At 39.2% G+C, this 13,173-nt stretch carries 7 protein-coding genes; 3 read left to right on the forward strand and 4 right to left on the reverse strand.

Annotated features, from left to right (window positions below; genetic code table 11):
• Positions 1 to 45: 45 nt before the first annotated feature.
• Positions 46 to 1,155, reverse strand: a complete 1,110-nt coding sequence (locus AC13EX_RS04155) for a hypothetical protein (protein ID WP_482891666.1) — start codon at positions 1,153 to 1,155, stop codon at positions 46 to 48.
• A 157-nt stretch (positions 1,156 to 1,312) separates the two neighbouring features.
• Positions 1,313 to 1,921: a Uma2 family endonuclease gene (locus AC13EX_RS04160; protein WP_482891667.1), complete on the reverse strand. Its 609-nt coding sequence runs from the start codon at positions 1,919 to 1,921 to the stop codon at positions 1,313 to 1,315.
• Between the two features lie 364 nt (positions 1,922 to 2,285).
• Here AC13EX_RS04160 and AC13EX_RS04165 point away from each other — a divergent pair, with 364 nt between their 5' ends.
• The 3 genes from AC13EX_RS04165 to AC13EX_RS04175 all read left to right on the forward strand — a co-directional run bounded on the left by AC13EX_RS04165 (position 2,286) and on the right by AC13EX_RS04175 (position 7,963).
• Complete coding sequence (locus tag AC13EX_RS04165; protein WP_482891668.1) at positions 2,286 to 3,878, forward strand: aminotransferase class V-fold PLP-dependent enzyme; 1,593 nt, start codon at positions 2,286 to 2,288, stop codon at positions 3,876 to 3,878.
• Between the two features lie 198 nt (positions 3,879 to 4,076).
• Positions 4,077 to 4,382 (forward strand): hypothetical protein, encoded by a 306-nt coding sequence (locus AC13EX_RS04170; protein WP_482891669.1) that lies wholly within the window; start codon positions 4,077 to 4,079, stop codon positions 4,380 to 4,382.
• A 302-nt stretch (positions 4,383 to 4,684) separates the two neighbouring features.
• On the forward strand, positions 4,685 to 7,963 hold the full coding sequence (locus tag AC13EX_RS04175; protein WP_482891670.1) for a VCBS repeat-containing protein: 3,279 nt from the start codon (positions 4,685 to 4,687) through the stop codon (positions 7,961 to 7,963).
• Between the two features lie 242 nt (positions 7,964 to 8,205).
• On the opposite strand, the gene AC13EX_RS04180 is transcribed toward AC13EX_RS04175, so the two are convergent.
• Positions 8,206 to 9,876, reverse strand: coding sequence for a RagB/SusD family nutrient uptake outer membrane protein (locus AC13EX_RS04180; RefSeq protein WP_482891671.1), 1,671 nt, complete (start codon positions 9,874 to 9,876; stop codon positions 8,206 to 8,208).
• An 18-nt stretch (positions 9,877 to 9,894) separates the two neighbouring features.
• Positions 9,895 to 12,948, reverse strand: coding sequence for a SusC/RagA family TonB-linked outer membrane protein (locus AC13EX_RS04185; RefSeq protein WP_482891672.1), 3,054 nt, complete (start codon positions 12,946 to 12,948; stop codon positions 9,895 to 9,897).
• Positions 12,949 to 13,173 lie beyond the last annotated feature (225 nt).

Consider the following 13,173-nt stretch of genomic DNA (forward strand, 5'->3'; position numbering starts at 1 on the left):
AATTGGGTTTGCTCCTTCACCTTTCCAGGCACTTTGAACAAGTCCTTATTCCTTTTCTTCGAACTGTGCTGTCCAAACCAAGCCTGCTCCTGCCAGGCGAGAGATTTTCCCTATCTCATCAGGAGTTTGCATAAATCTTTTAGTATTCAAGTAGTTCCTATCACCTGTTTTGGAGGCAAACCAACTCAAGGTAAAATCGGTATAGAGCTCCGGTACATCTGGACTATCTGCATAATTGTATAAAAGTTTGGAAGGTGCTGTGGTTAAAAGCCCGAAATTTGCGCTCTCTATAAAGCCCGGATAGTCACCTATTCCAAAATCTGTTCCAAAAGCGCTCTCAAGCATGGCCGCAGTTACTACTGAAAACATGGTTCCATAACCCCAGTAGGTAGCGCCTTCAGGATATGCTCCATCCGGGGCATATCCTGCAAGTGCATGGTTCATGCCTTCGATTGATCTTTTTATTGTTTTTGCTGCCAATTCCGGGTTTTCCTCAGCAATGGCTATAGAGGCTGCAATCATACCTGCATTGCAAACCTGATTCCAGTTATTTGTTCCATTGACCCACCTAGGGGTCTCTCCATTTTCGGGCCAGCTGGGTAAAATTCCCTTCTCTATTAAAGACTTTTTCGCCAAAGAGATGGTTGATTTGGGAAATTTCCCTGCGGTCCAGTCTAGTGCCAGAGCAATGGCCAATGACATTTCTCCTACATCAAGAAAATGCTTTGGGTTCCAAGTAGGGAAATTACAGGCAGCAATCACTTCTTCATCTAACCTTTGCAAAATATCAGGATTCTTTTCTACGAAATAGACCATTCCTAACATGTTTATTCGATAGAGGAAATCTCTAGAAATACCAAGCTGGTTTTGTTGAGATCGGGGATTATCTGGGATGTCAACTGTAATTAAATCCAATGCCAATACTGATGCAGCATTGTACTTGATGGCTTGATAAATATGCTGAATAAGGGGATCGGTTTGAAGCTTTTCTCTTAGCCTTTTTTCAGTTGCTTGATTTAAAACTAATCTAGGTTGGGCTTTCTGAAGATTCTTTTTCAGATACGGTACCGATATAGGGTTATTAAGTTGATACGATTGATTAGCATTGTTTTGTGACAGCTGAGCATAAGCCAGTTCGCTCCTTAATGTTACCATAAGAAGGCTTGTTATAAACAATAATTGATGTAAATATTTCAAGACAGTTATGCTTAAATAGTTGTATAATTCAAGAAAGATTCCTTACCCAAAAAGGAATTCTATAAACTTTAATAAGATTGAACGGATAGCCTCACCTTACTATTGATTTTAAATACTATTCGATATCCCCAAAAAACTCCTCCAAATCCAGTTTAAACCCTTGGATCACCTTTGACTCTGCCACATCTCCGGAGGTAAGCAAAAGGGAGGGGACATATTTTCCGTTAGAAAGACTATAGATTAACAAATCCTGGGTTTCAGCATGAATGATCCAATATTCCTGAACTCCATTGGACTCATAAAGCTTAAACTTATGCTTCAATTCGGTTTTACTGTTGCTAGGGGATAGAATTTCAACAATCAAATCTGGGGCTCCTATGCAGCCTCTGTCATCCAATTTTTCCCGATCACAAATCACGCAGATATCCGGCTGAACCACATCATGGATTTGATGATCTGCTTTGGACGCTATTGGGAAACGCACATCGAAGGGTGCATCGTAAACTTGACATGATTTGTCTTCCAAAAAGTAATAGAGTTTAGCAGCCAACTTTATTGAAATTTGCTGATGGATACGTTTTGGGGCAGCAGCAGCTTTTTTAAAGGCTTTCCCTTTGATCAGTTCGACCACTTCCTCTATCTGCCATTTCAGGTAATCGGCATAGGAATAATTCCCATATTCCAAATCCGGTTCATTGACATTATCCGGTTTTTTGACTTCCATACTATAAATATACTGATTTTAGGACTATTTTAGAGATAGTGTATTCTAAATTATGGGTTAAAGTATGCTTGAACCTTGAGACCAAAAGAAAATCAAGGAAAAAAGGTACCGGAAGAAAAAAATGGATTTTAGAGAGACTGGAAATATTTGTGCTTATTGTCTTTGAAGGTAGCGTTGATCTTTCAGTTGAATACCTTCAGTTAAATAATCGTTAGAATTTTGGTGATTCAGGGTGCGTTCATTGGTTTACATCTTCCTCAAACATCAATGCTAAATTATTCATCATTGAGAATTAAAATTAAATTCTAATTCGGACAAAAATCTAATTATATACTATTACCTTTTATTTTGAAAAAAATTGATCATGATTAGCAGAAGAAAAGTAATAAATATTTTATCAAGCCTGCCATTTGGAGGTCTGTTTTTAGGAGCACTTCTGGGTACAAATAGTGCCAGGTCAATGCCTACCACTACTGTGTCCCCAAGTAAAAAGGCTCTTGGAAAAAGCATATATGACTCGATAGGAGTACGGCCACTAATTAATGCCCGAGGCACTGTTACTGTCGTTGGTGCAACTCGGATCTTGCCTGAAGTACAGGTGGCGATGGACGAAGCGGTGAAGGACTTTGTTCAAATTGATGAACTGATGAATGGAGTAGGGCTTCGCCTAGCAGAAGTAACAGGGGCGGAATGGGGCGTGGTGTCTTCAGGTGCATCCGCTGCAATATCTATTGCGACAGCCGGTTGTGTGACAGGAGGCGACCCTGATAAGATTTGGCAAATCCCCAATCTGGATGGAATGAAGGATGAAGTGATTATTCCTTCTTATTCTCGATCGGCCTATGATGCTGCAGCAAAAGCGGTGGGAGTGAGAATGGTTGAGGTGAATAGCCCCGAAGAATTAAAAGCTGCCTTGGGACCCCGAACAGCTATGATTATGGTCTTGGCAAGTAGTGCATCTGAGAACGGGCCTCTCTCGCTGAAAATAATCGCGGCTCTTGCCAAGCCACTTAAAGTGCCAATCCTTGTGGATGCAGCGGCTGAGGGACTAGAAGTCCCAAATCCACATATAGCCCAAGGGGCAGATATGGTTGCCTATAGTGGAGGTAAATATTTGCGAGGTCCACAATGTGCCGGCTTATTGATAGGACGCAAAGACTTGGTCCAAGCTTCTTGGATCACAAGTGCTCCCCACCATGGTTTTGGACGTGGGTTTAAGGTGGGACGTGAGGAGATAATGGGGATGCTGACAGCAGTAGAAATGTGGGGAAAACGGGATCATGCCGAAGAGTGGAGGATGTGGATTTCTTGGGCCAATTACATCTCTAATCGTCTGGAACAGGTTCCTGGGGTGAAGACAGAGATTCTTCTCCCAAAAGGAAGATCCAATCGATCACCTTCTCTTCATGTGGAATGGGATATTTCTTTAATTCCACTCACAGGCCAAGATGTTGAAGAACTTTTGTGGGAAAACAATCCCCGAATTGCTGTCAGCGGTGCTGGTAGTTACCTACCTTTCCCTCCAAATATGGAGCCTAACATACGGATCAACCCTTCCCAACTTACAGCTGGCGAGGAGAAGGTAATCGCTAAATCCGTTTATGACTTGCTTTCCAATCCACCTCAGATGCAAAAGCCTAGTGGTCTTGCTGCGTTTAACTTAAGTGGCCTTTGGGACCTAGAGATACAATTCCTCGCAAGCATTGTGAACCAAACTTTCATGCTTGAACAAAAAGGAAATGATATTTTTGGTACCCACCATGCTAGTTTTGGACCTCGTGAGCTAACAGGTACGCTTCATGGCAATGATATTTTGATTCGAAGTTCCTTTACTAGCCAAGGAGTACGCCTTAATTTCCAATTTACAGGAGTAGTGAGTAAGGTTAATATGGAAGGTATATTGAGTTTGGGTGAATACGGCAGGGCAGAATGGAAGGCAAAACGGCGACAATATTAAAACCCAGCTATTGCGTAAAAAGTAGTTAAAAGAATTTGATCCAGTGAATGAAATAAATTGAAAGGTGGTTGTTGTTGTTTCTGAAGAAAAAGAGTCAAAGTTGCACCCAATACCCAGACGAATTTAGCTAAAAAGACAAAGGATATAAAAGGATTATATATTTTCCCAGGTTTAGTAGACATCAATTTCATAATAACCATGGAGTTAATCCTCATTCAGAGTATAGCAATGGACTTAATGGTCCAATATGGTCGCATTCACTTTTCGCTCTGTTGCTACAATAAATCTGGGCACCCTTACAATACATCAAAAACAATCTATTGGCTTCCTCCTGACCCTCAGTCTCCTATAGGGAAAGTTAGCAAACAATGGTGGACAAAGTTTGATGTTCTTTCTGGCTTGTCCGGCATTGCAAATGCCTGTGAACTCGTTTCACAATGGCTTCCAAGGGATGTAGAAAAATGCTACACCCTGTCTACGGTAGGTAAAGCGTACGGAGGATGATTTTGCAACTTATCTCTGATAATTTCAACGAATTTTCCCCATAAAAAAATCGTCATTTCAAGGCTTAAGAAGGACTTTTTGTGACCCTTAAGTTACTTCAGGTGACCAAAATAGGTAGGGCTTGTGCCAGCCCGACAGACGGGTCATTTCAAGTGCTATATTTAAGCGAGGAATCTTCTAAACTTATTCAACAAATAAACTTTTGTTTTATTGTTTAAAACGTCGCCCATAAATACACTTAATTTTTTTATGTCAAACTTCAAATGACTAAATTAGTAATTAATCATTTATACTTTAGAAAAATGAAAATAAGTGTTGTTGCGCTCACATTTTTTATTCTTTTTGGATGCTCAGAAGTAAAGGATGAAAATTACCTGTTTAGATCAATTGACCCCACTGTTTCAAAACTTGATTTCACCAATGAGTTAAAAGAAACCAATAACCTGAGTATTCTCTATTATCTCTATTTCTACAATGGTGGAGGATTAGCCATAGGGGACATCAATAATGATGGTCTTCAGGATCTGTATTTCACCGGAAATCAAGTTCCCAATAAGTTATTTTTAAATAAAGGGAATATGGAATTCGAGGACATTACCCAAAATGCTGGGGTAGCAGGTTCTTCGGACTGGAATACTGGTGTAACGATGGCGGATGTAAATGGCGATGGACATCTTGATATTTATGTATGTGCAGTAGTAGGTATCCATGGGCTTAAGGGTAAGAATGAATTGTTTATAAACAATGGTGACCTCACCTTTAGTGAAAAAGGGGAGGAATTCGGTTTGGATTTTAAAAACTATTCTACAATGGCTTCATTCATTGATTATGACAATGATGGAGATTTAGACATGTACCTATTAAACCACTCCGTGCATACCGAAAACTCATATGGTCCGGCAGCTATAAGGAATGAGCGCATAAATGAAAGTGGCGATAAATTGCTAAGAAATGAAAATGGAAAATTTATAGATGTCAGCGAAGAGGCGGGTATTTTCGGTGGGGCCAATGGTTATGGTCTCGGTTTGGCAACAGCAGATTTTAACAATGATGGATTTACAGATCTTTATATAAGCAACGATTTTCACGAAGACGATTATTACTATATCAACAATGGAGATGGTACATTCAGCGAACAACTGAAGGGGAAGTTCAGCCAGGTAAGCAGGTTTTCTATGGGCAATGATGCTGTGGACATCAATCAAGATGGCTTTGTAGATATTGTCACCTTGGATATGTTACCTGAAGATGAAAAAGTACTTAAATCATCCATGAGTGATGATCCCATTTATACGCATGACCTGAAAATAGAACGCCTCAACTACCACCCTCAATACGCTAGGAATATGTTGCAAATCAACCGAGGCGGAGAATATTTTCAGGAAGTAGCCTTGTATAGTGGTATTTCAGCAACTGACTGGAGCTGGAGTCCGCTCTTCGGGGATTTTGACCTTGATGGCAAGCAGGACTTGTTTATTTCTACAGGCATATCCCGCAGACCCAATGATCATGATTATATCAATTACATCTCAAGTGAGGAAGTAGAACGCCAATTTAATGCTTCCAATAAATTGGATCAGGAAGCATTGAATAAAATGCCTTCTGGGAAAGTCAAAAATTATATTTTTAAAGGGGAGGAAAATATCTTATTTACTGATTATTCTGGCAAATGGATTTCCCCTGAGGAAAATTTATCTACTGGAGCTGCTTGGGCGGATTTGGACAATGATGGTGACCTGGATTTGGTAACCAATAATATCAATGAACCTGCAACTTTGTACAGGAATGACTTGGATGGAAATTCGGCCTATTTAAAAATAAAGGTAGATTTTATCGCTCCAAATAATTTTGGGATTGGAACCAAGGTCTTTACTTGGCATCAAGGGAACATGCAAATGAAGCAATTATTTACATCAAGAGGTTTTCAGTCTTCCTCTGAACCTTTGATAAATTTCGGTTACGGAAACTTACAACAAGTAGATTCCCTGTATGTGATTTGGCCTGACAATTCCATAGAAAAAAAATATGATATCGCAGTGAATCAAACCTTAGATTTAATACCATCAGAAGTTCGCGATAAGGTAGATTATTTAGAAATCTTCCCCAAACCCGAAACTTGGTTCCAAAAAGTCGAGGCTTTATCGGGATTGGATTATAAACATCAAGAAAACAGGTTCATAGATTTCAATCACCAACGGCTTATTCCCTATAAAATTTCTGACCGAGGACCTGCAGTCGTAGTCAAAGACCTTGATGGAAATGGTAGTCATGACATTTTCTTTGGAGGGGCTAAATCTCAATCCTCTAGAATCTTTCTTCAGAATGGGAATGGCTTTGTTGAAAAACATTACAGTGCCATCGCTTTTGATTCTTTACGTGAAGATGTGTCGGCTATAATAGAAGATTTGAATAATGATGGGATAAATGACCTGTTTGTGGTTTCGGCAGGAGGAGAGTTTTCCACGAATAATGAAGCATTGAAAGACCGGCTATTGATCAATGACGGAAAGGATTTTAAAAGACAAGAACTACCTTCTTATAGTGAAAATGGTTCGGTTGTAAAAGCGCATGATTATGACAAAGATAGTGATATAGATCTATTTATTGGTGGAGCTGCAGTTTCAAAAGATTTTGGAAAAATTCCTAAATCTGTGCTCTTGAAAAATGAGGTCGGTACTTTTAAAATAATTGAAAATGAAGTACTGGAGAATGTTGGAATGGTGACGGATGCCGTCTGGACAGATTTTGACGGGGATTCTTGGGTGGATCTAATCGTAGTAGGAGAGTGGATGTCTCCCAGGTTTTTTCAAAATCATGAAGGGATTTTAAAGGACGTTACAGAAGAGATTTTGGATCAAAAGTTAACTGGTCTATGGCAAGCCATTATTCCATTTGATATTAATGGAGATGGAGAAATGGATTATTTATTGGGGAATTGGGGCTTAAACAGCAAATTCAGTTCTAAAGAAAATTTCCCCTTAAAGATGTATTATGCAGATTTTGATGAAAATGGGAGCACAGAAACCATAGTGGCTTATGAAAAAGATGAAAATTATTATACCGTTGCGGGCTTCGATGAACTAGGGAGTCAAATGAACTTTCTTAAAAGAAAGTTTACTTCTTATAAGGATTTTGCTGGTAAACCCTTGGAGGAGCTATTTGACGATGAGCAATTGGAAAATGCCAACCTTCTTACAGCAGAGCAATTGGCATCCGGATACCTGCTTAATGTAAATGGTAAGTTTAAGTTTGAAAGTTTTGACGCTTCCTTACAAGTAGCACCTTTGACTACTTTTTTAAAGTATGATTTTGATGGAGATGGAAAGGAAGAAGTCATGGCAGGTGGGAATTATTTTGGTGTATCCCCATATCATGGTCGCCTTGGAAGTCTTTCAGGAAATACAATTTCTTCAGAAGGAAAAATAATAGAAGGATATCAGCTTGGTTTAAAGTTCAGCCAAAAAGCTGTAAGAGGTTTAGACATAATCAACCTTAATGGTACCCATTATGTCTTGGTTACATTTAACAATGATAAACCAGATTTCTATAAACTAAGACAGGTGAATCAAAGCCAAAAATAGCCTAGAAATAATTGTTCTACTGCCTTTCCTCTGCCTTCTACAGGCTCAGGCACCGGTAATAGATTATTGAAGATTATACCTTAAAAACAATTAACAATTAACAATTAACCATTACCTCCCTTCAAATACATCTAAACAAAAAAAAATCCGGCACCTAGACTTTAGTCAGAGATGCCGGATTGTACTTTTCAATTTTGAGTTCCTTTACAAGAAGCCCGTCAATTGATTTTTCTTAGCAATAATTAATAACCAGGATTTTGCTCAAGTACATTACTTGCTGAAAGTGCAGCAGTAGGTACTGGGAATCGCTTCAGATGGTCAGAGTTAGAAGGAGAGTGATCCCACCATTTTTCAGTGGTGAAAAAGCCTAACCTGATCAAGTCAGTTCTTCTTCTTCCTTCTCCTAAAAATTCAATACCCCATTCGTCTGCCATTCTGTACAAATCTAAATTTCCGGCACTAGCTGGGTTAGGGTCATTTCCTCCTTCAAAAGCCCTTTGGCGTACAGTGTTGATTAATTCTGCTGCTTCTGCTTCTTCCCCTAGCCTTAATTGACACTCAGCCAACATTAAATAAATTTCTGCTAACCTAAAAACCGGATGATCTGCAGCCCATCTCAAAGTCAAGTCTTGGCTTGATGGGACAGGGATTTTTACCAAACGAATACCGGTATTTTCTTCACCTGCTCCGATATTGGAAGGGATTTCTTCAATAGAAGAGTAAGTAGATCCGATTTCCGAAAATCTACCAACCTTATCCACAAACTCAAGAGGTTTACCGTTGTATTCCTCATTACCAATAACTTGCTCACCTGTTATTGGAGAGATTTGAGGGCCTACTAAAAACATTCCTTCGTAACTGCCAGAACCAAAATATTTAAATGGTTTTTTTCTAAGGTCAGTGTCTTCAAATTTTTCATAAGGTGAACCCAGTTTAAACTCTTCTGAATACAAAGTACCATCAGGCTTTCTCGAAGGTTGTAAATGAGTACCGTTATTAGAACCTAAATCTACATCAAAGTATACTCGGGAATTATAGTGATACATATGACCATAGTGGGTATATTCTAGTCGGTTAAACTCTGAAGGGATTGACCATATTATCTCTGGTGATTGGTCGTTTTCAAAATCATGAGGCCCATTCCAATCTGTGTCAAGACTATAGTTGCCGTATTCATTATTAAGAATTGCTTTAGATATTTCTGCTGCTTCATCGTACATAGGTACACCTATGTAGGCTTCTGCATTGAAGTACAATCTTGCCAACATCACTGCGGCAGCCCCTTTGGTAATGGCCCCTTCCTGCGGTGCACCATCTACTTTCACAGATAAGTCAATAAGTGCTTGTTTCAACAAACTTTCAATGTGATCAAAAGTTTCTTTATCAGTGCTTCTAGGAACATTTTCCTGATCCAAACTGGTGAATATTGGAAGACCACCATAGAAATCCAGTCCTCTTAAGTAGAAGAATGCAATCAAGGCATCTAATTGACCTAGGTGAGCAGCTTTGTCCTCTTCTGAAAGCGCAAGTTCCTGATAATTTAATTTACCCAGGTCTTGCTTTACGTCCAATGCCAAAGCAACACCTTGTAAAGTTCCTCTCCAGGTGCCAAATAATTGGGATTCATCAGGAGTCCACTCATGATGCTGATATCTTGCATAACGTCCTCCATCATACCAGTGTCGCCCCTTTGTGGTACGGGCAAAATGGTCTCCTGAAAATTCTTGAGCTACCCATCTATCCCCAGTTAGGTACCACCTAGCATGGGTAAATGGGCGGTAAAGTGCTGCCAATACATCTCCTTCAGTTTTAAAGAAGGTTTCTGGTACCACTCTGTCATACCAAACCTCATCCAGAGAACAGCTTGTTATAATGACAGTAAAGAGTATTAATATATATTTTGTCAATTTCATGATCTTAATTTTTTTGGTTTAGAAATTAGCTTGTACACCAAACATAAAAGTTCGCGTTTGTGGATAGGTTGCCCTCTCTTCAAACCCTGGGTCCAGGCCATTAATATTAACCTCTGGATTTAAACCTGAATAATTTGTAAGGACGAATAAATTTTGTCCAGTCGCATAAACACGAAGCCCTTTTACGTATTTATTTCCTTTTACATCAAAAGAATAGCCTAATGACAATACATCAAGTTTCAAGAAATCGCCATCTTCAATCCAGTAATCACTCAATTCTTTTTCTCCTTTAATATGCTTTTGGTCGTCATAGTTTTCAACCAAAACATTTCTAGACTCTAAAGGTATTCCATAGTAGAAATTAGGCATGTTAAAGATATCATGTCCTGTCCAAGCTCTGAAATAAGCGTTTACATCAAATTTACCTATGGTGAATTGATTGTTCCAAGCCAAGATTACTTTTGGAATAGCATTGCCAATGAACTTTTTATCCTGATTGGTTTTAGTTCTTTCAGTTACATCAAATACTTCTCCATCGTCTCCTCTTAACATCCAGTTACCATCATGTGTAAATCCTGCATGTTCCCACACAAAGAACCTACCTATAGGTTCACCTGGGAAAAGTCTTACAGCATTACCAGGGCTTCCTGGTGCTGGAAAACCTTTTCTATCCCAAAAAGTCTGATTTCCCCAAAGGCTTACCAATTCACTTTTATAGGCAGAACCAATCAAAGTAGTTACATAATTGAAATTGGTCTTGTCAATAGCATTCCAGGTGACTTCAGCTTCCCAACCTGTATTTCGTAAAATACCTACATTCATAGTGGTTTTGTCGTGAATAGCTGGAGGTTGTGGAACAGAAATATCGTAAATCAAATCATCTACATCTCTTTTGAAGATATCAAACCTACCGGAAATGTTTCCTTCAAGAATAGCAAAGTCGATACCGAGGTTGTATTCTTTTTTTGTTTCCCATTTTAGGTCAGTATTTTGGTTATGAGAGACCCCGTAGGTTCTTCTCCATTCTCCATTCATTAGCCACCAAGTATCCGGGCCGTACATTCTGGTTGCCACACCCGGTGCGAATCCCTCATTCCCGGTTTCTCCGAATCCACCTCTAAGTTTTAGATTGGTGAACAAATTTTGGGTTTGCATAAAAGGTTCGTTGTGAATATTCCAACCCAAGGAAAGGGCTGTGAAATTACCCCATCTATTACCTTTGGCAAATTTTGAAGAACCTTCTCTTCTCAAACTTGCAGTAATCAAATACCTATTGTTCCAGCTGTAATTTACTCTTCCAAAGAAGGCCATTAACCTTACTCTAGGGTTTTTATAAGAGCCTAATCCAGCCCTACCTTCAGACAAAAACCTACCTGTAGCCAAGTCATGCTCTTCAATACCATCTACCGCAAAATCTGAATTGTTTGCATTAAAACCCTGTCCATTAAATTCCTGGAAACTATAGCCTCCAACAGCATTGATAGTATGTAGGTCATAGGTTTCGTCGTATGTGAAGAAAGCTTCCAAGGTATTGTCTTGGAATTCCCCATAACTATGGCTAGCATATCCGGCTACTCCTTCATCCAAGGAAGTCTTATGTTGTGCAGATCTCCAGTAGGTTCCGTAGTTACTTCCATTGTTCAATGAATACCTTGCGGTAAGAGAAAGATTGTCAGTGAGGTTAAACAACAAGGAAGTGGTATTTAATAAATAAGAATATTTCCTTTGGTTTTTCATCAACCTAATATCCGCAACAGGGTTGTACCAGTCATATCCACCTGTCCATACATTAAGCCCATGTGGCATACTAGCATCATAAGGCGTTTCTGTAGGGTTTAGCTGAAGAGCCATCCTGAAAATATCATTGTTTGAAAAATTTGACTGTCTTTCACTATAGGAAAGGTTATTGGTGATTCTTAAAAAGCCATCAAATAAGGTGAAGTCAGTATTTATCCTAGCTTGTGTGTCGTTTCTATCAGAACCAATGGCCAGGCCGGTGGCATTATTGTTACTTATGGTAGCACGGATTCTAGCGTTTTCTACACCACCACTAAAGCTTAATACATTTCTATAGCTCATTGGGTTGTTATTGGTTACTTCATCAAACCAATCGGTATTGTGTCCAAGATCATTACCTAAGCCTTCTTCAAGGAAGCGATCTCTTCCCAATGGCTCATTATAACGACGTACTCCTTCCACAAATAATTCACCTGTATAACTAACTGTTAATTCCCCGGCTTTAGCAGATTTAGTGGTAATTAAAATTACACCTCCGGAGGCCCTAGTACCATAGATAGCCGCTCCAGAGGCGTCACGCAATACTTCAATTGAGGCAATATCCTCCTTTACTACTGAGTTGATATTGCCACCCGGAACCCCATCTATTACGATTAGCGGCCCCTGAGATGCATTCACTGAGTTTACACCACGCAATTGAATGGAAATACCTGCATTGGGATCAGCACCATTGGTGGACTGAATACTTAATCCAGGAACTTTTCCCTGAATGGCCATTAAAGGAGATACAGTGCCAGCTACAAAATCCTTTTCATCCAATGAGCTGACCGCACTTGTGAGGTTTTCTCTATTGACAGATCCATAGCCCACGACCACAACTTCTTCCAATGAAGCTACATCTTCTAGTAGGGTTACATCAATCTTAGTTTGGTTTTTGACTACAATTCGCTGGGATTCAAACCCTATAAAAGAAAAAATAAGTGTTGAACCTTCTGGAACGGTAATTGAATATTTTCCACTAAGGTCGGTGGCCGTTCCTATTCCGGTTTCAGGAATGGAAATTGTAACACCAGGAATGGGTTCACCGTTTTCATCCGTCACTGTGCCTTGTACAGTCACATCTGCCATACTTGCTAAATTACTGCTGCTTTTCCTTTCAGAACGGATCTTAATATCCATTGATAATAAGTACGAGTTGATAGCTTTTTCAAAGCTTTTTTCTTTCCCCGTATTGTTTTCTGCATGTATATAATCCAAGCTAATAACTTGAATTATTATAGCAATTGAAAACAATCGAATCAAGGGTTTCACATGATTTAATAAAGGTTGCTTCATTACTTTGGATTTAGGTTTTTAAAATGGGATTAATTTGTTAATCATTTGAAATTTAGTGTTCGTAAAATAAATCCTAATGATAGCAAAAACTACAACTAAAAAACAGTATTCAGTAGTTTAGCAAGTATGGCAGATGTGACTGTACAAGGCACAGTGACGGATGAAAACGGTGAACCCATTCCTGGTGTTACAATTTCCATTCCTGAAACCGGAATAGGAACGGCC

It is taken from the genome of Cyclobacterium sp. L-R (assembly GCF_056859355.1).